Raw genomic sequence first — 23,085 nt, 5'->3', positions numbered from 1 at the left:
ATATTCAAGCTGATAACTTGAGATGATTGAGATGATTTTTTGTAATAATCTACTGCTGTATACCCACATGTAGGAATTAGTGGTATTTTTCCGTCCCTCTTCATTCATTACTTGGACGGTCGTTTCATCCGCATGCAAATATTTTTCTTGCAAGAGCTTCTGATGCATGACCCACGCCACTGTGGAAGGAGAAGCCATGGAATGTTGGATCACCGGATAAGGCATGGGGGATTTCTCCATGTAGGGTTCCCCATTCTTACGACAGGTGCGGCACTCAAAGGTTTCACGGTAATAATCGATGGCTCTAACTTTGGCAGGAATGAACTCGATTTCCGTTCGGACGAATTCTTCACCTACCGATACAAGATTGGTGTTGCATGCTTCGCAAAAGCAGTCTTGTTCATCAAGCGTGCAGAGGCGTTTGTCGTGAGGGATATCCTTCAAGAGTTCCATCCGCTGGCCCTTAAATTTCTTTCGCTGGTAGCCTTGTACCTCCTTAAGGTCAGGCTCTGGTGCCATCGGATCGGCTTGGGTTTCTGCTTCATCAAAAAGAGACATCTGCCCCAAAGAAAGGGACGATGTCTTCTCGGTATTTCTGCCGAAGAGCTTGCGCGTCAGATATTCAACCGTTTCGTGGAGTCGTTTGTTTTCCAACTCCAGTTCGCCTATGCGTTTTTCGAGTACATTTACCTGATCTGCAGCGCTCATAATTACCGTTCCTTTAGCGTTTTCTACTCTACCCATTATAGCATAAAAGTGTGAAAAAGCCCAGTAACCATGCGCATTTTCGGGATTTTTTGCTGCTAAATACAGGCGGTAATATTGATCTTTTTCACGGCCTTCGGTTGGTCTATGGATAAGCCTTCTAGAAGCCATCGAAATTCCTGGTATGTGATGGAACGAACGGCTTCGGCATTCATTGGCCATTGAAAACTTCCGTTTTCCAATCGCTTGTAAAAGAGAACAAATCCATCTCCTTCCCAACAGAGTGCTTTCATTCGATCACGTCGACGGCCACAAAAGAGAAACAGACTGTTCTGGAAAGGGTTCAACTGAAAGTTCTGTTGGACAATAGCGGCGAGTCCATCAATTGACTTTCGCATGTCAGTATAACCACAAGCAATATAGATTTTCTCCGCTTTTGAGATATCACCGAACATTTTGCAATGCCCTCAAGGTGTTTTCGATCAACGCTGCTGATGCGTTGTTGCGAATTTCCAGTGTTACAGCCCCAAAACGCAATACAATATCCGAAGATGATTCTTGATCCGAAGAGCAAGTTTCAACCGCGTGGTCTGGAATATTTACTGGAACGATTGGATTGTTTCCACTAAGTGATGGGAGCGCTTCGCAGGCGGCTTTACGGATCCTTCTTAACCAATAGTAATAACTTGTTGGTTTGATGTTATTCTCAGCACACCACACAGCGACTGTCTGACCACTACTGCGGCATTGACGGACTATCTCAGTCCACTGGTTGAAACGATACTGGCTCGTGACTTCCCTAGTGTCCAACTCTAAACCTCCCTTTAAAGTTTTTCAACTTTACTTTAAAAACTTTAATTGAGAGGATTGTCCCACAGTTTTCGGGAAGTTTCTATCCACTGTCTTATTGGACGCTTACCCTCAAAACGTGTTTTCTTTCACTAGCGTTGCATTAATCTTTACTAAGCGTTCAAAATCCTCTTAATGTTCAGCATTCAAGTGTTCGTGGCATAAAAAAATCCTTTACACTGGAAAGGTCAGGTAGTTCCTGTCCAAATCCACCGTAAAGGAAAGCTCATGGACAAGAATACCCTATTTTCTTCATTTGGTAAATGGGTTGCCCCCATCAATATTGTGAAACTTCAACAGCGTATTGACGAAACGAACCAGGACAAGTACGTGAAAAAACTGACAACCAAAGCGTACCTGTTGCTGTTTTTGCATGCCCACCTTCAGCAACGAGAAGGGCTTCGAGCCATTGCAGATGATGTTCTGTCCAAGAAATTTCAGCAGGAACTAGGACTTTCATCAATCAGTCCTGCACAGTTGAGCCGGAAAAATAACCGAGTCGAACCTGCTCTGCTCGAAGAAATTTTTGTTGACCTGGTACGGCAGATTCAGAAGACATCGGGTAACACCTACTCTCTTCGAAAAGATATCAAGATCATCGATTCGACTACAATTGGGTTATGTTTGCAGAAGTACAAATAGGCTACCTTCCGGAAAACCAAGGCGGGAATCAAGATTCATCTTCGTCTCGTTTTTGCCAGCCAGCAGGATGTGTATCCAGAAAAAATCACGCTTACTTGTGCGAACGCGAATGATCGTACCCAAATGGAAGCACTCATTGACGAAATCGGAGCGATGTACGTCTTTGATCGGGGATACGTGGATTACGCAAAATTTGATGAATACACGGACAAAGGCATCTTCTTCGCGTCTCGCCTGAAAGAGAACGCTCAAATCCGTCATCTCTATGCGTTCCCTCTCCCTGCGAATAGCTCTGTTTTATCGGATTCGATGATCCTGCTTGGAACGCCACAGAAACGGGTAGATAACGTGTTACGTCTCATTGAAACGCTTGATTCGAAAGGAAATCTGATTCGTATCATCACCAATCGATTCGATCTGGATGCAGAAGAATTGAGTGACATCTACCGTTGGCGTTGGCAAATTGAGCTGTTTTTCAAGTGGATCAAACAGCATGTAAAGATCAAAACATTCTATGGAACGAGTGACAACGCTGTAAACAATCAAGTGTTTCTCGCTCTTATTGCCTACTGCTTGTTGCTTCTTGTCAAGCTGGAAAGGAAAAGTCAACACAGTCTGTTGCAAATCAGCAGATGGCTCAAAGTCTTTCTCTGGCAAACATTCGAGCAATGGATCGGCAGAATGGATTACCAGTCAGAACGAACATCAAAAGGCCGACAGAAAAGGAAATAGATGTTGTTTGTCGTCGTCACGGTTGTAATAAATGTATATAACTACCAAATGGATAGTGGCTACCTTTTGCTGGTGTCTGTCGTTTTTGGTTGCGAAGCTGGAAATGTGATTCAGAATACTTCGACAAAGGATGGGCTCATTTTTATGCAACGATAGTGCTGAGGCAGACATTTCATCACAACGACATAAATAATGGCAGACCCTAATAATCCATTGATTGGAGGGATGCCTGGTGCAAATTTTGCAATGACAACTCCACATACCCATGCGACAATCGCAACCCAATTAACTGCTTTAAAAGTCATCGTTTCAAATGGTTGGTATTTTCCACGTTTTAAAATAAAATAATCTGCTAATACAATCGCTCCAATCGATGGCAGTGTGGAGCCTAAAATCGTCAAAAATCCAACAAAGTTATTATAAAGCCACATAGCTGCAATTGTACCGACAATTCCGTTAAAGACAACCACTTTATGCTTCGATATTTTCGTAATATTGGCGAAGCCTAATCCTGAAGCGTATAACGCACTATCATTTGTTGTCCAAATATTTAAGCCGAGGACAATGATGGCAGGGATAATGAGACCCTGTAAAAACATGATATCCGAGACATCCGATTTCCCAAAAGCAATGGCCCCTACAGCACCAAACAAAAACATCAGTGAGTTTCCAAGAAAGAACGCAATCACAATCGCCGTAACTGCTGAACGCGATGTCTTGGCAAAACGGGCAAAATCAGGCGTAAGCGTACCACCACTAATAAAAGAGCCGATACAAATGGTTAATGCTGCTGCAAGACCAATTGTCTCAGTTGGTTCATAGGCGAGCAAGCCCTGAAGTCCCCCGATTGTTCCAGCTGCATCAAACATGGAATAACTCCCGAAAATGGCAATTGCGGGAACTGCGACAAATCCTAATACGGTTAAAGCCTTCATGCCAAATATAGCTGACGCTGTCATCATTAATCCTAAAATCGTAATTAATACATACACATTAATCCCAGTCGCTTTTTCAACGGGAACAGCAAACATCGCAAGTCCGACACCAAACCACCCTACTTGGGTTGTCGCTAATAAAAATGAAGATAAATACGAGCCTTTTTCACCAAATGCATATTTCGTCAACAAATGGGTGGATAACCCCGTTTTAGCTGCAATATAAGCCAATGAACCTGTATATAGACCCAGGATGAAATTACCTGTTATTACAATCCAAATAAACTGGACAAACGTTAACCCGCTTCCTAATGTCCCTCCAGACCACATACTTGCTGAAAAAAAAGTGAAAGAGAGCATGACCGCAAGAATCTTCCAAAATCCATTACGATTCGCCTGAGGCACCGCCTGGAACGAGAATTCCTTATCTACGTTTGACATACCAATTCCCCCCAATAAGTTAGTTGATTAGAAACTGGTACCGAAGGAAACTTCGATTACTTTAGACGATTAGGAAATGAAAAAGCTTCTTGCCAATACCTGACAAGAAGCTTTTTCTACATAATGAAAGTTGGATATCCTTCCCATAGGCTACCCAAGCAATGATCATTTTTTCCGCTGTCCTTGTCAGCCTCTCTGGACTGAATTAAAGGTACCAGTATGTAATTATGGTTAATTATTGCACAAAAACGTTAGTCTGTCATTTAAAAATTTCTTTTTGTATGGAATTATTTTATACAGGATGAAAAAATGGTGTCTGAGATAAACCGAAATACAAAAATTTTTCGCCGTCACTTATGGTATGGCTCACCGCTCGTCACTTGCTGGTAAACATATATCGAACGGGTCCTGTGATGCTCAAACCTCCATTCACCCATTGGCTAACAATAACATTTGTTGAACGGCTTACCCCTGCAAGTCCCCCGAAGGCTCCACAAAATCTTTTCCACAGCATTCCCACCTTTCGTTCAAGCCCAAAATAGTTGGTGCGATATACCGCATCGAGATAAAACGAAAAACCAAACAGATGGTCCTAGTAACAGTTTTGCTGTTTTACCCATAGACTGATGGAGATCTGACCCTTATTGAAAGGATACTACCATGAAAAAAACATCAAAATTAAAACATTTGATTCACTCGCAAAACCTGGAGTTTTTAATGGAAGCGCATTATGGTCTGTCTGCAAAAATTGTGGAAGAAGCCGGTTTTAAAGGGATTTGGGCCAGCGGATTATCCATGACGGCAGCCATGGGAGTGAGGGACAGCAATGAAGCTTCCTGGACTCAGGTGCTGGATGTTTTGGAGTTTATGAGTGATGCTACGTCCATACCGATTTTGTTGGACGGAGATACGGGCTATGGAAACTTCAATAACGCAAGACGATTAGTAAAAAAATTGGAACAGCGAAACATAGCAGGGGTTTGCATAGAAGATAAGCTGTTTCCAAAAACCAACTCTTTTTTAAACGGCGAAGCCCAACCCCTTGCCGAAGTAGATGAGTTTTGCGGCAAGATTAAAGCAATGAAAGACACGCAAAATGACGATGACTTTATTGTCGTGGCGAGGGTGGAAGCTTTTATTGCGGGCTGGGGTCTAATGGAAGTACTGCGACGAGCGGAGGCTTATCGGCAAGCAGGTGCCGACGCTGTCCTTATCCACAGCAATCGATCAGACATGACGGAAATTGAAATATTTATGAATGAATGGAATGGAAGGCACCCGGTGGTCATTGTGCCTACGAAATATTATTCGACTCCGACAAAACGATTTCGTGAATTGGGGATCAGTGTTGCCATCTGGGCTAACCATAATCTGAGGGCATCCATCGACGCGATGCAAAAAATATCAAGGCAAATTTACCAAGATGAAAGTCTCATTGGAGTAGAAGGCCAAGTGACCACCCTCGAAGAGGTTTTCAGGCTGCAAAGGGCTGACGAGCTGCAAGCTGCTGAAATGAAGTACCTTCCTTCCCATGAAAATATTCAGGGGGATTGAATCATGCTGCAAACAAACATATTTGGAGAAGAACTGCAAAAGCTCGGGTTTACCTTTTACAGCGGGGTTCCCTGCTCCCTTTTGAAAAACCTGATCAATTACTCCATCAATGAATGCGAATATGTTGCAGCAGCAAACGAAGGAGATGCGGTTGCCATTGCATCCGGGGCCTTTTTAGGAGGAAAAAAACCCGTTGCTCTGATGCAAAATTCAGGGCTGACGAATGCAGTGTCCCCATTAGTCTCTCTGAACTATCCGTTTCGGATTCCGTTACTTGGATTTGTCAGTCTTCGAGGAGAAACGGGTATGCCTGATGAACCACAGCACGAACTGATGGGGCAAATTACAACGCGATTGCTGGAATTGATGCATATTAACTGGCTGTATTTGTCTACTGATCCGGAGGAAGCCAAGCATCAACTGCTATATGCAAATCAATGTATGAATTATAACCAGCCTTTCTTCTTTGTCGTCAGAAAAGGAACATTTGCAGAAGAACCCCTACAAAAACAAGAGCCTTCCACTCGTTTGAACCTAATAAAAGTGATCAAAAATAAAGGGGATCAGATGCCCACTCGGCATGAAGCACTCACCGTCTTTCATGCGTGCCAAGGCATCAACACCGTACTGCTTGCTACAACTGGAATGACAGGGCGGGAATTGTATGAAATCGAAGATGCCAACAATCATCTGTATATGGTTGGCTCCATGGGATGTGTCAGTTCTCTCGGACTGGGGTTGGCGCTCACCAAAAAAGATTTGGATATCTTCGTGATTGATGGGGACGGCTCTTTGCTCATGCGCATGGGGAGTTTAGCTACAAACGGGTACTACAGTCCGCCCAACATGCTTCATATTCTGCTTGATAACAACGCTCATGATTCGACAGGTGGTCAAAGCACGGTATCACATAATGTCAATTTCGTGGACATTGCCGCATCTTGCGGTTACATGAACTCCATTTATATTCACAACTTGGACGAATTGGAATCCTCCATTAGAGAATGGAAACAAACGAAAGGACTCACTTTTCTGTATTTGCGAATTTCAAGAGGCTTTTCGGAACAACTTGGTCGTCCGAAAACAAAACCGTATGAAGTAAAAGAACGGTTACAGACGTTTGTAAGAAACAACTAGCTCACGGAAGGGGAACCCGTATGCGGATCGTGAAGCGAAATATTTTGCTGAATCCCGGGCCCGCTACAACTACAGACAGCGTGAAATACGCACAAGTGGTACCTGATATTTGCCCACGTGAAACGGAGTTTGGCGATCTTATGGAATACGTATCTACGGAACTCACCCGGTTGGTTGCAGAAACGGAACATTACACGACCGTATTGCTTGGCGGTTCAGGTACTGCAGCGGTTGAATCCATTTTAAGTTCTGTTGTAGATGATGAGGTAGTGGTCATCATTAACAATGGTGCGTACGGGAAACGGATGTGTGAAATTGCCGAAGCCTACGATTTGAATTTCTTGGAGTTCAATAGCCCTGCTGATGATGGCATCGATTTGATTGCTCTGGAAAAACTGATCCAAAACTCCTCCCGAAAGATATCCCACCTCGCAGTAGTCCACCATGAAACGACTACCGGCCTTTTGAACGATATTGAGTCTATAGGGGCTATATGCAGGAAACATCGCATTGATATGATCGTGGATGCGATGAGCTCATTTGCGGCTATTCCAATTCAAATGGACAAAATGACTATCAGTTTTATGGCTGCAAGCTCCAATAAAAATCTTCAAGGTATAGCGGGTGTCGCATTTGTCATCGCAAATAAAAGCAAATTGGAAAGCATACAGCACAAGAAACCAAGAAATTATTACTTGAATTTATATGCTCAATACAAGTTTTTTTCGAAAACCCGTCAAATGCGATTTACACCGCCAGTACAGACCTTTTATGCACTCAAGCAAGCGATCAACGAATTAAAACAAGAGGGGATAAAGGGAAGATACGAACGATATACCAGGTCATGGGAAACATTAATAGCAGGGATTACTCGTCTTGGATTGAACTATATCGTTCCTGAAAAACATCATTCCAAACTCCTTACTTCCATTCTCGAACCTGATTGTAACGGATACGATTTCAACGAAATGCATGACTATTTTTACAGCCAGGGTTTTACGATTTATCCCGGTAAACTCGAAGAGTCAAACACGTTCAGGATTGCAACTATAGGGGATATTACCTACAAGGATATCCAAGAATTTTTGAAATTGATGGTAAATTATCTTAGGGCCATAGGTTATCCTTTCGAGAAGGTGAATGACCACCAATGAGCGGAAAAAATAAATGGTCAAAATATTTGATCCTGAAACGATCTGAACAACTAGCGCCGTACTTGCCGAATACAAAGAGACTGACGCGAAGTGCGTTTTGGAAGTTTATCGAGAAATATGACCATGTGATTCTAAAACCTGTCCACGGAAGCGGCGGGAAAGGCGTGATTCAGGTATCTTCGTTAGGGAACCGGCGTTGCGACGTACACAGGGAGAAGACAAAGAAAACGATAAGAGGGAAAAAACAGACGTATTCCTATGTAAAAAGGAAAATCGGATCCTCTGATTATATGGTTCAACGCCGGATTCACCTGGCCACTGTGCACAACCGTCCGTTTGATATGAGGATCATTGTACAGCGCAGAAGAAATTCTGGTGTGTGGACAGTTACCGCAAAAGTTGCCAAAGTCGCAGGCAAAGGTTACATCGTCACGAACAATACAAGGAGCAAAGGAACGATACTGCACGTTAAAACCGCACTTCGAAGATCTTCACTCAATGGTCACTCCCCACAAAGGTTACTGTACGATGTCAAAAGGATCGCTTTACTGTCAGCTAAGAGGCTTAGCGCATTCTTTCCAAGACATCGTATTTATGGGATGGATATGGGACTGGACGAGAATGGCCGTGTATGGGTCATTGAAACAAATCATTATCCTGCTATGTCCCATTTCCGCAAACTGGGGGACAAAGCCATGTGTCGTCGAATTTTGGCATATAAAAAGAGCTAATAGGAATGGTTAGGTGATAAAAGGATGAACAAATGGGAAGCATATAATGCTCTGAAAGAAGATGAGCGGATCAATTCCTATTTACCGGAGACTCGATTGATGACAGAGGAAAACCTAAGGGAGTTACTCACAAAATATGGTACAGTCATTCTGAAACCTGCTGCCGGGAGTGCCGGTCGTGGTATCATTACCATTTCTTCCGAAGGAAACGAGCGCTTTTTGGTTCAAGTTAAATTGACGAAACAAGTCGTAACACGTGATGATCTCTTTTCCTACTTAACACGGGAAATATTGAAGGGTTTTGCCCAATACATTGACAGTGGGGAAGTAAATAAAATCCTCTCTGAAACATATATTGTTCAGCATCGGATTCCTTTAATGGAGATAGATCATCGCCCCTTTGACATCAGGGTAATGGTACAACGTAAGAGTGAAACTCCATGGAAAGTGACAGGAAAACTGGCAAAATTAGCGAACTATGGTTACGCCATAACCAATGTAAACCTTGGGGCAACCATACTCCCCGTTGACACAGTAGTTCAACGTTCCTCCTTACAGAACCTTTCACTACAATCGCTTCTATCCCAATTAGATCAAGTAGCATTACGGGCTGTAGAGCGACTTCAATACAAATATCCAGGTATTAGAGTCATTGGGTTTGATATGTGTTTTGATACGCAGGGGAAGGTGTGGATCATTGAAGCCAATAACGATCCGCATGATAATATATTTCTTCAATTAGAAGATAAAACCATGTACGAGACAATTCAAAACTACAAATAAGGGATACGATATCGTATCTTCCTGTAAAAGGAGAGATTATCTATGGATATTGACATGATTATAGATGTAATTAAAAGTGTGCCGGAAGATAAATTCAACGACGATGAAACAATAAAAACAATAATGAATCTAGCTGCAAAAAATTCGGGAAAAACTTATACGGAAGACCAATTAAACAAGTTACTCCAACAGTTCAAGGAATTTGCTCAAATGGGATCTGACGCATCTATAATTCCTTGGTTATTATACCGAGGAGGAAGCACGGATCAGATCGATGAGATCAAGAAAAAGCTCGATTCTTGATAATTGATGACTACGACTTCGGGGACTTACCTTTCGAACAGATGAATCTGTTTATACGATATTGCGTTCATACTAATTCGTGTCTATCATTGTTTACCATCACTTATGATACGGTTCACCGTATCACTTTATCGGCGAATTTTATCGCAAAATAAAAGACACCCAAACGGGTGCCTTACGTTGATTGACTCAATATTCTCCTTTAATGACGAAGAACGAACCTCGAATTGTCCCAGCCAGTTTGGACTTCTGTCTTGCAAATTTGAACTTCTTCTCTTCCAACTCTTTAGGTACTTCCATCCCCTCAGATAGCTTAAATCCAACGGCCCGCTTTTTAGGATCATCCACCGTATACATGACGTTGACCGCTAGACCATCCTCATAAAAGACGAAGGCCCATTTGATATTTTCTACTTGAAAACGCGATGTTTCTAGAGGTTGGGCCGCAAACTCAATACCACGTTCTTCTTTCAAAACTCGTTTCACATAATCAAGCGTCTCCTGGCTTTCGCTGGCTGGTACGACCGTAAATTCGTGCTTGTATTTGTTCATGAAGTAACGGGCTTCATTCGCACGCATACCAGCTAGCGCTTCTGCTACTGGTGAAGACTCCAGACCAGCCGTAGACACATTTTTAAAATCAACGATAGGGGACATCTCATTTCCTCCTTTGATCTCGTTTACTTCTTCACAACCGGAATCCACATTTCCCCATATACAAGGCCGTCTCGCTGCCCCATCTCAATCGTCGCATTGGGCCCGCCGACATAGGCAAAGTTATCGGCTTCCGGCAAAACTTGACCAAAGGCAATGCCGGTAAGCATACTACTCAACTCATCAGAAGTCTTCCCTTCACCTTTAATGACGAGGTATTGTCCCTTAGGGAATTGGATCACTCTGTGTTCTTCCGGTACCGATGCTTCTGTCATGACGCCGGCATAATACATCCTCTTGCGGTTTACCGCTTCGTTCACAGCAAAGATATAGTCGTTCGCAGCGACAGCCTTTAATGCGTCAAGCCTTCCATCCTGCTCCACTGTCCGCCAAAAGTTTTCCTTCTCCTTGTTCATGCCGGCATAGTCCGTGTAATCGCTCTTCAGTTCCGTTCCAATACCTAGAACGATAAAGCTGTCTTTTTCCTCAAGGGTATACGTTGCCATCATCCCAGCTCCTTTTTTTTAATTGATCAAATCATTTGTTTTTTCACTTGATAGGTTTATAATAACTATAAATCATGTCAAAATATGATACTGTTTAGAGGACCCTATGAAAAAAGTAGAACGGATTAACATCATCATGCGGTACATCAATAACCGCGCCCATTTTACCATTTCGGAAATCATGCATGAGTTTAACATCTCCCGCTCGACGGCGATTAGAGATATCAGGGAAATTGAAGCGATGGGAATGCCTCTAGTCGCCGAAGTCGGGAGGGACGGGGGTTATTTTGTGATGCACAATTCCGTCCTGCCCACTGTCCGCTTTACCGATAATGAGATTAAAGCTCTTTTTATCGCCTTCATGGCCACGCGAAATCTACAACTCCCTTATCTCAAGAGTCGCCAATCTTTAACGGAAAAATTGCTCGGCCTCATCTCTGAAAACCAGCAAGATGATCTTGTTCTGTTAAATCAAATCTTGCTCTTCGAAGGTACCAACCCTCACAATCCTGACTTGCTTGATCTATCAGATTTGCCCCATCCTATGTTAGAACAACTCATCCAAATCCTTCTTATGGACAGCTACTTAGTGGTTTCCGTTGAAGAAGGAAGGGAAATAAAGTCTTATCCCATCTATCTCTTGCACCTATATCGTGAAAAAAGCTCTTGGCAAATTGAAGGCTTCGACCTAGAGGAGGAAAAGAGGCGGATTATTCCTGTCGACAATCTCACCGATATCAAACCATACCCCGAGAAAAAAAGAATAAGCAAGAAGAAGATTGTAGAACAACTAAGCAAGCAGGAAGAAGCCATCAACCTAGTCCTCGAACTTGGCCCCAAGGCGATTGCCCAGTTCAAAAAGTACCATCCATTAAAAATTACAATTTCATACACGAATCCTTATCAAACCACGGCTATTTTAAAGACTTTCATCAATGTTCATCATCCGGATGAGTTGGCCGAAATAACAAATTGGCTACTTTTCTTAGGTGGAGATATCAAGGTCAGGGAAATACCGAAAGAAGTTGTAGAAGGATTACAGGAAAGAGTGGATGTTTTAGGGAACAAGTAATTGACCATAATCAATCGATAAGGGCTCCAAGAACATGATCCTGTTCTTAAGACGATATACCATTGGAGTGGTTTTTGAGGTTGCTGCGGCACCAAGCCGACTCGGGCTCGCGAACGTTGCAGCCCGGTTATTGGCCTAACGTATTTTTGTTAAAGTGTCAGCACTTCCCCTTAACCGCTCTTCCAAAATCAAGCGCAGCTCATCAGGAATCCGTTCAAACTCGACCCCTTTCCCCAAAAACAAAAGCCAATCCGCATAATACTCTAGCGCCTCAACATCGGTCACATCCAGTTGAGCATTGAAAATCCCACTCGACTGGAACATCCCTGTAAAGGACAAAATAATCCCCGGCGGGTGCAAGCGCTTAAAGCGCTGAATCCCAGTCGTATCAAGCTTTACAATCAGATTGGACTCACGTGCGCCAAGCCGTTTTTTGCTTAAAATCTCTTGCTCAGACTGCCTCATCTTCTGCTCAGAAATGGCCGAGTCCCGCAGCATCTCAACAGGCAAATAACGAAACTCATCGGTATCAAGATCATAAACCTCGACCAGCCAACGAGCGTTTGAGTTAAAAATATGAATCAAAAAAACGTCCATCAACTGCGGCCAGCCAGGACTCGGCTCATACGTCAAGCGCAAGTGCTTATCCCGCACGGCAAGCGAAATCAACTGGTTCAACTCCGCAGGCGCCGCATCATCGAGTTCCAAAAGATTCGGATTAGCGGGATTTGTATTTTCAAAAAGCAAGATATTATTCAGCTCGATCAGCTCGTCGTGCTGGGTTTGCGACGCGATGCCGATGAGTTTTTCAGTGATGGAGCGGCGATTTTGCAAATAAGGCAGCTGCGAATTTTTCGAGGCGATAAAGCTGATAAATATCGCTTTCAGCTCTTCTGGCGTGAAACGGACGGCGGACAGATACTGATTTTGCAGGACATTGTAGCCGCCCCCGCGCCCAAGCTCGGTCGTCAGCGGAAAACCCATCGCCTGAATCTCGTTAATGTCGCGGATCGCCGTCGCGCGAGAAATCTTGAACTCCCGCTGAATCTCTGCAATCGTAAAATGCGCGCGGTTATTGATGAAGCGCATGATCAGGTTCACTCGTTCTGTCTTTTTCATGATTTTATTGTATCAGAAATGTAGCACCAGTACTGATTTTGATTCTGTTTTTGCAATACTTTTTGATATTCGATAAAAGGAATCGTTTTTTGATACATTTAGAGAATAGTATCAATCTTGTAAAAACAAATCCGCTAAGGAGAGATCAAGATGTCTAACTACTCCATCCAAACCATCTCAGAAAACTACAAAATGACTGCTTTCGGTGTTTTACTTGAAGACTACAACGACTGGGCAGGCAATGCAGCAAAAACTGCAGCGAAAAAAGCTGAAATCACTGAAAACGGCAAGCTTGCCGAACTTCTCGCGCTCGCTGACGGGCAAGAATATCAAATCAACTACGTCATCGACGGCAAGGCTTGGCGCGGCTTCGGCGTGATGGGTGCATACGACGTGGAAGGCGCGGTCGTCCTTGACTTCCTCGCTGGGGACTACCTCGTGGTGCCTGGCACAGGCGCTGACAAAGACCGCCTTGCTGACGAAATAACAGGCAAAGTTTTCAGTGGCCTGCTGCAAGAAATCACAGACTACAAATACGTTGGTCCTGGTAACTCAACATTCGTCAAAGCAGCTGAAGACGGTACATTCTACGGCGAAATGTGGCTTCGTGCAAAAAAAGTAGCAGGCTAATCTCAGTCAAAGGAGCACTCCCATGGCAAATTACACAGTTGAACATAAGAAATCATTTACATTGACCGCTTATGGTTTTTCAATTCAATCCAATTTCCAAGACGCGCCAGCTTTGCAGAAGGAAAAAGCAGAGTTTTGGGGAGCACTCAAGGCTGACGGACGTTTTGATAAGCTTAAAGCGGCCGCAAAAGATGATCGCGAATGGTCAGTCAACGAGGTTTATCAAGGCAGGCCGTGGAATTATTTCGCGGTAGAAGCTAGCAAATCGGTGGCTGACGCAACACGCATCATCGAGTTTCCAGAGAGCGAGTACATAGTGCTCGCAGGAACCGGCGACAAGGAAACTTTGTTTGATCAGTTGACTTATCGTGCTTTTGGCGAAGTCTTGTCACAAATCACTGACTATGCTTACATCGGCGGTCCCAATGCGACTTATCGCAAAGAAAACGGTGACGGCACTTTCTACGGCGAATTTTGGGTTCCTGTGGTTAAAAAATAGTATGATTTGACCAAAGGGCCACCCCGAAACACACGCGGATGGCCCTTTTTGAGTTCGCTTTCTTTAAAACACCTTTACCAAGGCAATTCTAACAGAATTATTGACAAATAATAATCTAAATATTTTTTGCGTCATTTATGATACGGTTCCCCCCGACTAATCCGAAACCCCCGATAAACCTGCTCCAACAAAACCAACCTTACCAACTGATGAGGAAACGTCATCTTGGAAAACGACAGCAACGCATCAGCCCGCTTCAACACCTGATCAGCCAGCCCCAACGACCCACCAATCACAAAAGCAATCTGGCTGCGCCCATGCAAAGCGAGCTTGTCCATCTCCGCCGATAGCTTCTCGGATGACCACATCTGCCCGTCAATCGCGAGCGCGATCACGTACTGGTCCTGCTTGATCTGCGTCAGTATGCGCTCGCCTTCCTTGCGCTTCACCTGCTCCATCTCGGCCGAGCTCATCTCTTCGGGCGCTTTTTCGTCGTTCACCTCTATGACCTGGAGCTTGCAATAAGCGGACAAGCGCTTGCTGTATTCATCGATACCCTCGCGCAAATATTTTTCCTTTAGCTTCCCTACCGTAATAATCGTAATTTGCACGTTCCCCTACATTCCTTTCTCTCGCAGTAGCGCGATCTGTCCCGGTACTCCGCAAGCCCGACAACGCTTGTCCACCGTATCATCTTCAATCGCCTGTGCCGCGTACGTATCCGGTGCCGCTTCATAATCATTGACGTAGTCATCCAGTTCCTGATCGAAGTGCTCCATGCAGGCAAAGCGCACGGGGAATTCCTCCTGCAGCTCGACTGCTTTTCCTTCTATTTGAATGCTTTTCATCATCTTATCCATGTTGCCAGCCTCTTTTCCGTTCATTCTCATGTCGCTTCCTATTCTACCCCAGAACGAAAAGAAAACAAGCCATCCCTCATCCTCCTTCCCGGCATAAAAAAAGAGCGCCGAATGAAGCTCGACGCTCACAAGTCGTTATCTATGGTCAATAGATAGAGGGGGGAAAAAAATTTATGGAAACGGGACAAAGTCCCGGAGTTGCTTTCGCCTGATTACTCCGGCGTTTTGGTCAGTTTGGCTGTGGCCGTTTTCTTCACGCCATCGCGATAGTACGTAATGACGACGGAGTCACCTGGCTTTTTGTTCAAAGTCAGGAACTTGCGCAGCTGGGCGCCATTCGCGATGTCCTTGTTGTCGAGTTTGACGATGACGTCGTATTGTTTGAGACCGACTTCTCCCGCTGGAGAGAATTTGCCGACTTCACCTTGAACGACTACCCCCGCTTGCACTTCGTCAGGCAAATTCAAGGTTTCTTTCCAGTTGTAGCGCGGTACATTGGTCAGGTCGAATGGTTGGACACCCAGATAAGAGCGCTCCAGTTTCCCTTTTTCCATCAGCTCGCTGACGATGCTTTTCACATCGTTGATTGGGAGGGCAAAGCCCAAGCCTTCCACACCGGTTTTGGAAATCTTCAGTGTGTTAATCCCGATGACCTGTCCTTGGATATTGACCAGGGCTCCGCCGCTGTTACCAGGGTTGATCGCGGCGTCTGTTTGCAGAACATCCAGCTCCCAGTCGTCTTGACCATCATCATTGAAGTCAATCGGCATCGAGCGTTCCAGTGAACTGATGATTCCTTGTGTGACGGTGCGGGAGAATTTCATACCCAGTGGGTTCCCGATAGCAATCGCAGGTTCACCTACTTGCAGTGTGGAGGAATCCCCCAGCTCCGCAACCGTGGTTACTTTGGAGCCGTCGATCTCCAGTACAGCCAGATCGGCAAATGGATCTGCGCCCAAGACTTTTGCTTCTACTTTTTCACCCGTTGGCAGTGCGATCTCCAGCTTTTGCGCTTGATCAATCACGTGGTAGTTGGTGATGATGTGGGCTTTTCCACCCTTATTCTCAAAGATAACGCCAGAACCTTCGCCCTGCTCGACATCTTGCGTATTATTAAACCAATTGCTTCTTGTCCGGCCGATGTTGATGACACCTACCACCGCATTCTCCACTTTTTTCACAGCATCCACGGTTCCTGTCTCTACTTTGACGGAGACTGGCTGTGCAAATAGATTGGCTGTGGGGTTGCTCATGACATTCGTCGCTCCCGGCTTGACCATATTGATATATCCGGCATTGGAGAGCGTCGGCAGCATGAGCAGGACGACCATTCCCCCAATAACTGCTGAGGTTACTGACGTCATGACTAGACGGCCAACGCCTCCCGTACGCCGTTTTTTCCGTTCTACGTGAGTCAAATCATCATAAAAACCCATGATTCACACTCTCCTTCCTCTACTATTACTAGGGTTACAGGTTTTTGCTGCTCCTATACGCCTTTTCACTTCCGTTAGCATGAATGATGTCTGTATGCTTTGCTTCCTTTTGACACCTTTAGTATACGCCTGGGTTTCGGCAAAATCGCGTGAGAAATATGGAAAGGTTGTGGAATATAGAACACAATAAAATGTAGCATTTCAGTAAGCAAACCCGAATTATCACCGGATTGTGTTTTTCACAATATAGACATCACAATACCCTACATCAGTATAGTACAATGCATTTGAATTGAATGAATTCCTATGGTTAAAGGAGAGATCATTATGGAAGTCGCAATCATGCTTTACAATGGAATAACAGCATTAGATGCAATTGGTCCATATGAAGTATTTGCTGCTACAATGAAAAGTAAAGTAAAGTTTGTCGCCAAGAATAAAGGGTTAATCAAACTGGATTCAAAAATGGGTTATTTGCATGCTGATTACAGCTTTTCTGAAGTGACTTCAGCTGATATTCTCGTCGTTCCTGGCTGCAGTCCGCCTAATTATAAGACTCCAATGAATGACGAAGAATCTCTGAATTGGATTCGTCAGTTACATGAGACTACGAAATGGACTACCTCGGTTTGCAACGGCTCTCTGATTTTGGGCGCCGCTGGCTTGTTGAATGGAGCCGTGGCCACCAGTCATTGGGGATCCTTTGACCTACTTCAATCTTTTGGAGCCATTCCAACAGATGAAAGAGTGGTTCGCCATGACAAAATCGTAACAGCAGCCGGTGTATCCTCTGGTATCGACATGGCACTCCAATTAGTAGCATGGGAATTGGGGGAAGATACAAGCAAAGTGGTCCAGTTGATTTTGGAATACGATCCCCAGCCTCCATTTGATACGGGTTCACCAAAAAAAGCGCCGGCGCCAATGGTAGAACAGCTAAGAGGGATGATACAAGAGCTTTCAAAAAAGGAGCCCAATTTGTAAAACACAAATAAGTCAGCCGCCGTCTGGATAGCGGCATTGAGGTATAGGTTGAGAGGAAAGAAGGAGCTGATACGGCTCCTTCTTTTTTCATCAACCGAGATAACCGAAGTCTAATTCCGATCCATATTCAAAGGGTTACGCCCCGTCAGCTTACCAACATAAATGATTGGTAGAGATGCATTAAAAAAGATGACCTCAGTACAATACTGAAGTCATCTTCTCTTTGCTAAAGGGTCCAGGAATATTTCACCAAAGGCCCGGATATGATAGATGAAAAGCTTTCCTCAAGGAGCCGGAAGAAAGGATTGATAGAAATGAAAGAGGTTCATCTCATCGCCAAACTGGCCGATCTACAAGAAGTAGACTACCACAATACCATTGTCCTGCACGCCCTGATTGAACTCCTCGTCAGCAAAGGGCTGCTGACTCACGAAGAGTTGAGTACGAAAGTGAAGGAGCTGGACTCCCAATTAACATTTCAGATCGATATGGCTTCCAAGCTTTCTGAGACCATTAGCCGTCGTCAGGTCCAAGTCAAACCGATCTCATAGCTCTTCCAGCTTCGTAGGACGATCCGGGTACGTGTCACGTAGATGGACATCGTCTCCCACGGCCAAGCCCCGCTCTTCCAGAATATTTTTCACTGTCAGTCTAGCCAGATCAATCATGTTGTTTTCTTTACTCAAATGGGCGAGGTACACACGCTCTGAGCCGCCAGTCAAACAATCGATCAAGGCATCTCCTGCCGCCTCGTTCGACAAGTGTCCGACATCGCTCAAAATACGCCGCTTGATACTCCAAGGGTACTGTGACATGCGCAACAGCTCGACATCATGATTCGATTCAAACACATACGCATCTGCCCCGCGGATCGTTTCCTTGATTCGATCACTGACATATCCCAAATCTGTTGCTACACTCAGCTTCTTCTTGCCTTGGTAAAAGCAGAAGCCCATGGGCTCAGCCGCATCGTGCGAAATACCAAAGGACTCAATGCCCAAATCCTCCAGCTCCTGCTTTTCCCCTACTGCAAACAAGCGTCGCTGGTCTTCCTTGATCGTTCCTATTTGTCCATCCAGCTCGGACCATGTTTTTGGGTTCGCATAAACCGGGAGTCCATACCGCCTGGCCATCACGCCGACGCCCTTGATATGGTCGACGTGCTCGTGCGTGACGAGGATGGCACTCAATTCTGCGGGATTGACCCCGATTGTCTGCAGCGCCGCTTCTGCTTGCTTCCCTGTGATCCCTACGTCAATCAGTACAGAGACACGGTCCGTTGCCACGTAAATGGCATTACCCGTGCTTCCACTTGCCAACACACTAAATCTCACCCAACATCCCTCTTCCCGTATCGTTCCCAGTTGCTTCTCTTTGTGACCCTTATCTCGTTCTCACTGGGTCTCCATCGCCCGTTCCAATGTACCCGTAAATGCATTGACGAAATGCTGCTTGCCGTCGTGAATAACCCGCCAAACAGGAGCGAGTGTCTGAATATCTGCGTCATACGATCCGTAATAGCCGAGGGTCACACTCTCAATTCGTTCTCCCGGCTCGATAATTTGCTTCTCCACCAGCGATTGTAGTGCCACATAGCCAGAGATGACCTGCCGCCCACCATTTTGCTGCTCACGAATATGGTAAAAGGTTTGTCTGTACCCCAGAATCGTTCCATTATCCAGATAAACATCTAAAGGAGCGACGAATACGGGTATTTTATTGTACATCTGCCAGTACAAAAGACGAGTCTGATTGGATTGGTGCATATCTGCCGAGTACTGGTCTCCATACATCAACCGCTGCCCAATTTGGCGCAAAAGCTCATTTGGCGTAATTTGCCCCCGAATCTGCATAGGCGGGTCCAGCTTTGCAGCCAATGACATTTTTTCCATCGTTGCTTGCAGCCCCGGCATCTCCTTCAGGGAAAGAGGGTTAATTCCCACATACTCTGCATTTAAATTGGCCATTACCGGCGTGTCTTGCGGTACCTCGGTTGCGAGCATAATATTTTGCTGATTTAAATAAAACTCGATGTTCCCCTTTTCACCTTGGGCCACTTCTTTGTCATTCGAAAAGCTGATTCTCGTGATGTATACCTGATAACCGAGAAACAAGTCGAGGAGAAGAAAGGCCCAGATGAGGATCGTCTTGGTTCTACTCCAATCCATTCACCTTTCCTCCTCCCTGATTGGTCTGCGCAGGAATATACAAGGTGGCTTGATCGGTCATTTCCACGACCCAAGTTGGCATCAGGTCTACAAATCCATCGTCTACTACCGTTTGATAGGCCAGATAGGCATTTGTTATTTGTTCTGTGTTTCCCAGCTTTTTATCTCTGATCATCTGATACAGCTCTGGCCCCGACATCACAGTCCACTCTTTGTTCGAAATGTACTTGTCCAGATCCACTAGCGATCGGCTCATCGTCACGATCTGCCCTGCCTCGGAAGTAATCTGAATCGAATCTATTTGCGTGGTTCCTGAGCGACTGATAAACGGATACGCCCCTAGATATTGACGGAACGTGATTAAATCTTTTTCATTGTAGCTCTTTTTGATTTTTTCAAAGTGGTAATCATCCAACCAACCCAAATGTTTATTAATAAAGGTAACAGCACCCTGTACCTTTTCCTCATCAGACAGCTCTTGTGCCCGCATCTTGTACGCCGGGTCCGTAAACGTGATCGCCTGCTGCTCCGACCTCAACTGAATGGACCTGCTGCCATCCGTAAATATGACGGTTTTGTCCCGCTCCATAATTTGTCTTACGAGAGACTGATCGATAAAGTAGGCTTCCATCAGCCGGTCATTGGTAACAGGAACATAGCTGTAACGAAATTGCTGCATGCGTCCTTGATTTTTCGGCAAATAGTAAATGTTCCACAACGGTATGGCGCCTTCCAAAGCGGAATAATTCCGGTCTGGTCTGACGATTTTCATGATTTGCTCCGGCATCTGATTGCCTGCCGCTAAATAAGACTCACGCAAATCCTTTGGACTTATCGATGTCCGAGAGCGCATCATGCGTCCTTCGTCCGTTGAAAGAAACAGCGCATAGACGACGTCCTCGTCCTTTTCATAATACAGCCACAAGCGGTCAATCCCATTCATCCGGTTGTCATACTCATCCCGAAACGTCACCAACCTCCCAATAATCGACAGTGGCAACGAACTTCTGAACCGAACCTCCAGCCCCATCTTTTCCCGGGCAATTTCCCCCCACTTTTCATTGGAAAGCGTAAAAGGAGTGAAATCGAGAAAAATCCATTTGGACATCTCTCTGACAATCATACTATAGGGAGCATCCGTTGCAACCGACTTGGTATGCCGCTCCTCTCCGTAGTGGAAGATGACCGACTCCGGAGTCACTAGCTGCTCAAGCTGTTTTTCCTGAACGGGCTTTGATTCGGTATACTGCGCTGGCTGAATGAATTGAAATTTTGGCTGATTGGTCCAAAGCAGCGCGGTCAGGCAAAAGCTGGTTAGTACCAGCAGATTGAGTAATACGGTTTTGGCAGGCTCTAGCATCCGCTTCATCCCGTTTTACCTCCTTGGGCAAATGGCACCCAGAACGTAACAGTCGTCCCTACATTCCATTCGCTCGTAATCTCGATATCTGCGCCGTGCGCCTGGACTAATTCCCGGGCAATAGCCAGTCCCAATCCTGTACCGCCCTGTCCGCGCGAACGTGCTTTGTCTACACGATAAAACCGCTCAAAAATACGTTTCAAATCACGGCTTGGAATTCCGATCCCGGTATCTTTAAGCGAAATATGCACCCGGTTTTGTTTGTAGTTTGCCTTCGCGTGTAGAACAACAGTACCGCCTTGAGGTGTATATTTGATCGCATTGGACAAAAGATTATCCAATACTTGATTAATGGCATCCAAATCAATAAATACAGGTGGCAGCTTGGTCGGTACATCCAGATTGAGCTGCACTTCCTGTTGCTCGCCAAACATGGAAAAGCGATCTGCTGCATATCGCAGTAATCGAGTAAGATCCGCTTCCTTGCAGTGCAGCCGAATTCCTTGCGAGTCGAATCTGGAGAGCTGCAGCAAGTCATTGACAAGCCGAATCATCCGCTCTGTCTCAGACATGGTGACACGCAAAAAGCGATTGGACAGCTCCGGTTCTTCCACTGCGCCATCCAAGAGCGCTTCCACGTAGCTTTTGATCGTCGTAAGCGGAGTCCGCAGCTCATGCGATACGTTGGCTACAAATTCTCTGCGGTGCTGCTCCAGGCGCTGCTGCTCCGTAACATCAGCCACCACTGCAATGATACCGCCTTTTTTCCCACTATCATGCTGCAAAGTAGTAAACGTCACACGAAAAATGACTTCATCCCGATTCGGGAGCATCATTTCGATGAATAGCGGCTCTTCCTGCCTGTGAAGGGGCATCTCATTTTCTGGCGGCAGGCTGAGCAAGTCATGCAAGGTCCGCTGTTTACGAAGCACGTCTGCCATCGTTATTTGCAGCATTTCTTCCGCAGCACGGTTAAACAGAATGATCTGGCCGTCCCGATTGGCAGCAATCACGCCATCGGTCATGTTGCTTAAAATTCCGGCTAATTTTTCTCGCTCTTCTTCTTGCTGCAAAATGGCTTCCTGCAGGCGCAGCGTCATATGGTTAAACGCCATGCCGAGTTGGCCAATTTCGTCCCCGCTATACACCCTGACGTTGCTGTTAAAGTCACCATCTGCAACGGCTCTTGCTTGTCGAGTCATTTCTTTGACTGGCTTGGTAATCGTTCGCGCCAGTACGACACCGAGACCCGCCGTAATCACCAGCGCAAACATGGTGCCTGTCGCCAAAATACCGTTCATCTTGCGGATCGTCGTGTAGGTTCCTTCCATCGAGGCGACCATATAAACGGCCCCATAAACAATCTGATCGCCCTTGACCGGCAATACCAGTACTTTTACACGCGCACCTGTCCGCGGATCAATCCGCATCGACTCGCTGCGTGTCCCTAAAAGGGCGATGGTGACTTCCGGTTGCGAAGTCCGCTGACCGATGGTGCTCTTATCCTCAGTTGTACTTACCACCGTTCCGGTTTGGTCGATTACTTGAACATTGGCGCCGTTGATTTTTACAAGGTTGTTAATCAGGTTATCGATATCCTGACGATATTGCTCTGCGCTTTGTTCTTTCCCATCGCGCGGACGCAAATCTCCCTCCAGCAAGCTTGCTAAAAGACTCGCCTGTCCATTCAATGCCTCAGAAAAGTTGTTTATGTAATAGCTTTCGACTTCCCGGGCAAAGTAAGCGCCAATAAATTGCATCGCGAGCAAAATCAGCAGCATGTAGATGACGACCATTTTCCATTGAATCGTCTTGAACAGCCTTTGAATGG

General features: G+C 45.3%; 23 protein-coding genes and 3 pseudogenes. 12 read left to right on the top strand and 14 right to left on the bottom strand.

Features of this window, described 5'->3' with window-relative positions:
- Positions 1-51: 51 nt before the first annotated feature.
- The 3 genes and pseudogenes from ACIFQN_RS07355 to tnpA all read right to left on the bottom strand — a co-directional run.
- A pseudogene (locus ACIFQN_RS07355) lies at positions 52-708 on the bottom strand (transposase); the annotation flags it as partial.
- 95 nt (positions 709-803) lie between these two features.
- The gene (tnpB, locus tag ACIFQN_RS07350; RefSeq protein ID WP_429832434.1) at positions 804-1,103 is read right to left on the bottom strand and encodes an IS66 family insertion sequence element accessory protein TnpB; all 300 of its coding nucleotides are present in this window, start codon (positions 1,101-1,103) and stop codon (positions 804-806) included.
- A 46-nt stretch (positions 1,104-1,149) separates the two neighbouring features.
- Positions 1,150-1,515, bottom strand: coding sequence for an IS66 family insertion sequence element accessory protein TnpA (gene tnpA, locus ACIFQN_RS07345; RefSeq protein ID WP_429832377.1), 366 nt, complete (start codon positions 1,513-1,515; stop codon positions 1,150-1,152).
- Positions 1,516-1,782: 267 nt separating this feature from the next.
- Between tnpA and ACIFQN_RS07340 the strand changes: the two are divergent.
- Positions 1,783-2,928, top strand: a pseudogene (locus ACIFQN_RS07340) (IS4 family transposase).
- Positions 2,929-3,038: 110 nt separating this feature from the next.
- Here ACIFQN_RS07340 and codB read toward each other — a convergent pair.
- A complete protein-coding gene (gene codB, locus ACIFQN_RS07335) occupies positions 3,039-4,304 on the bottom strand; it encodes a cytosine permease (protein WP_429832376.1) in 1,266 nt (421 codons plus the stop codon).
- A gap of 660 nt (positions 4,305-4,964) precedes the next feature.
- On the opposite strand from codB, the gene aepX reads away from it, so the two are divergent.
- The 6 genes and pseudogenes from aepX (at position 4,965) to ACIFQN_RS07305 (ending at position 9,966) form a co-directional block, all read left to right on the top strand.
- Complete coding sequence (aepX, locus tag ACIFQN_RS07330; protein WP_429832375.1) at positions 4,965-5,858, top strand: phosphoenolpyruvate mutase; 894 nt, start codon at positions 4,965-4,967, stop codon at positions 5,856-5,858.
- Positions 5,859-5,861: 3 nt separating this feature from the next.
- Positions 5,862-6,995 (top strand): phosphonopyruvate decarboxylase, encoded by a 1,134-nt coding sequence (aepY, locus tag ACIFQN_RS07325; protein WP_429832374.1) that lies wholly within the window; start codon positions 5,862-5,864, stop codon positions 6,993-6,995.
- A gap of 20 nt (positions 6,996-7,015) precedes the next feature.
- On the top strand, positions 7,016-8,149 hold the full coding sequence (locus tag ACIFQN_RS07320) for a 2-aminoethylphosphonate aminotransferase (protein ID WP_429832373.1): 1,134 nt from the start codon (positions 7,016-7,018) through the stop codon (positions 8,147-8,149).
- A complete protein-coding gene (locus ACIFQN_RS07315; protein WP_429832372.1) occupies positions 8,146-8,880 on the top strand; it encodes a YheC/YheD family protein in 735 nt (244 codons plus the stop codon). Before ACIFQN_RS07320 ends, ACIFQN_RS07315 begins: the two co-directional genes overlap by 4 nt.
- Positions 8,881-8,898: 18 nt before the next feature.
- Positions 8,899-9,663: pseudogene (locus ACIFQN_RS07310) on the top strand (YheC/YheD family protein); the annotation flags it as partial.
- 42 nt (positions 9,664-9,705) lie between these two features.
- Positions 9,706-9,966 (top strand): hypothetical protein, encoded by a 261-nt coding sequence (locus ACIFQN_RS07305; RefSeq protein WP_429832371.1) that lies wholly within the window; start codon positions 9,706-9,708, stop codon positions 9,964-9,966.
- 189 nt (positions 9,967-10,155) lie between these two features.
- Here ACIFQN_RS07305 and ACIFQN_RS07300 read toward each other — a convergent pair whose 3' ends face one another.
- Together ACIFQN_RS07300 and ACIFQN_RS07295 are read right to left on the bottom strand one after the other, a co-directional pair.
- Positions 10,156-10,623 carry a phage tail protein gene (locus ACIFQN_RS07300; protein ID WP_429832370.1) on the bottom strand — a complete coding sequence of 156 codons (468 nt, stop codon included), beginning with the start codon at positions 10,621-10,623 and terminating at the stop codon, positions 10,156-10,158.
- A gap of 23 nt (positions 10,624-10,646) precedes the next feature.
- Positions 10,647-11,126: a GyrI-like domain-containing protein gene (locus ACIFQN_RS07295; protein ID WP_429832433.1), complete on the bottom strand. Its 480-nt coding sequence runs from the start codon at positions 11,124-11,126 to the stop codon at positions 10,647-10,649.
- 106 nt (positions 11,127-11,232) lie between these two features.
- Here ACIFQN_RS07295 and ACIFQN_RS07290 point away from each other — a divergent pair, with 106 nt between their 5' ends.
- Entirely contained in the window at positions 11,233-12,198 is a 966-nt protein-coding gene (locus ACIFQN_RS07290; RefSeq protein ID WP_429832369.1) for a helix-turn-helix transcriptional regulator, read from the top strand.
- Positions 12,199-12,333: 135 nt separating this feature from the next.
- Here the strand turns inward: ACIFQN_RS07290 and ACIFQN_RS07285 are convergent, their stop codons facing one another.
- Complete coding sequence (locus ACIFQN_RS07285; RefSeq protein WP_429832368.1) at positions 12,334-13,317, bottom strand: helix-turn-helix transcriptional regulator; 984 nt, start codon at positions 13,315-13,317, stop codon at positions 12,334-12,336.
- A 150-nt stretch (positions 13,318-13,467) separates the two neighbouring features.
- Between ACIFQN_RS07285 and ACIFQN_RS07280 the strand changes: the two genes are divergently transcribed.
- Together ACIFQN_RS07280 and ACIFQN_RS07275 are read left to right on the top strand one after the other, a co-directional pair.
- On the top strand, positions 13,468-13,947 hold the full coding sequence (locus tag ACIFQN_RS07280; RefSeq protein WP_429832367.1) for a hypothetical protein: 480 nt from the start codon (positions 13,468-13,470) through the stop codon (positions 13,945-13,947).
- A gap of 22 nt (positions 13,948-13,969) precedes the next feature.
- A complete protein-coding gene (locus tag ACIFQN_RS07275) occupies positions 13,970-14,446 on the top strand; it encodes a GyrI-like domain-containing protein (protein WP_429832366.1) in 477 nt (158 codons plus the stop codon).
- Between the two features lie 131 nt (positions 14,447-14,577).
- Here ACIFQN_RS07275 and rlmH read toward each other — a convergent pair whose 3' ends face one another.
- The 3 genes from rlmH to ACIFQN_RS07260 form a co-directional block, all read right to left on the bottom strand.
- Entirely contained in the window at positions 14,578-15,057 is a 480-nt protein-coding gene (gene rlmH / locus ACIFQN_RS07270; RefSeq protein WP_429832365.1) for a 23S rRNA (pseudouridine(1915)-N(3))-methyltransferase RlmH, read from the bottom strand.
- 6 nt (positions 15,058-15,063) lie between these two features.
- Complete coding sequence (locus ACIFQN_RS07265) at positions 15,064-15,330, bottom strand: CxxH/CxxC protein (protein WP_429832364.1); 267 nt, start codon at positions 15,328-15,330, stop codon at positions 15,064-15,066.
- A 188-nt stretch (positions 15,331-15,518) separates the two neighbouring features.
- Positions 15,519-16,742 carry a S1C family serine protease gene (locus ACIFQN_RS07260; protein WP_429832363.1) on the bottom strand — a complete coding sequence of 408 codons (1,224 nt, stop codon included), beginning with the start codon at positions 16,740-16,742 and terminating at the stop codon, positions 15,519-15,521.
- A gap of 327 nt (positions 16,743-17,069) precedes the next feature.
- On the opposite strand from ACIFQN_RS07260, the gene ACIFQN_RS07255 reads away from it, so the two are divergent.
- Both ACIFQN_RS07255 and ACIFQN_RS07250 read left to right on the top strand, forming a co-directional pair.
- Positions 17,070-17,726 carry a DJ-1/PfpI family protein gene (locus tag ACIFQN_RS07255; protein ID WP_429832362.1) on the top strand — a complete coding sequence of 219 codons (657 nt, stop codon included), beginning with the start codon at positions 17,070-17,072 and terminating at the stop codon, positions 17,724-17,726.
- 314 nt (positions 17,727-18,040) lie between these two features.
- The gene (locus tag ACIFQN_RS07250; protein WP_429832361.1) at positions 18,041-18,277 is read left to right on the top strand and encodes a hypothetical protein; all 237 of its coding nucleotides are present in this window, start codon (positions 18,041-18,043) and stop codon (positions 18,275-18,277) included.
- On the opposite strand, the gene ACIFQN_RS07245 is transcribed toward ACIFQN_RS07250, so the two are convergent.
- From ACIFQN_RS07245 to walK, 4 genes are read right to left on the bottom strand one after another with little or no spacing between them, the layout of a single operon-like run.
- Complete coding sequence (locus ACIFQN_RS07245) at positions 18,272-19,060, bottom strand: MBL fold metallo-hydrolase (RefSeq protein ID WP_429832360.1); 789 nt, start codon at positions 19,058-19,060, stop codon at positions 18,272-18,274. The genes ACIFQN_RS07250 and ACIFQN_RS07245 overlap by 6 nt on opposite strands.
- A 60-nt stretch (positions 19,061-19,120) precedes the next feature.
- Complete coding sequence (locus ACIFQN_RS07240; RefSeq protein WP_429832359.1) at positions 19,121-19,894, bottom strand: two-component system regulatory protein YycI; 774 nt, start codon at positions 19,892-19,894, stop codon at positions 19,121-19,123.
- Positions 19,881-21,263: a YycH family regulatory protein gene (locus tag ACIFQN_RS07235; protein ID WP_429832358.1), complete on the bottom strand. Its 1,383-nt coding sequence runs from the start codon at positions 21,261-21,263 to the stop codon at positions 19,881-19,883. The genes ACIFQN_RS07240 and ACIFQN_RS07235 overlap by 14 nt, the downstream gene beginning before the upstream one ends.
- Positions 21,260-23,083, bottom strand: a complete 1,824-nt coding sequence (gene walK / locus ACIFQN_RS07230) for a cell wall metabolism sensor histidine kinase WalK (RefSeq protein ID WP_429832432.1) — start codon at positions 23,081-23,083, stop codon at positions 21,260-21,262. The genes ACIFQN_RS07235 and walK overlap by 4 nt, the downstream gene beginning before the upstream one ends.
- Positions 23,084-23,085: the final 2 nt, after the last annotated feature.

This window comes from Brevibacillus sp. NRS-1366 (assembly GCF_050467985.1).
This window is presented reverse-complemented; position numbering and strand designations above follow the sequence as displayed.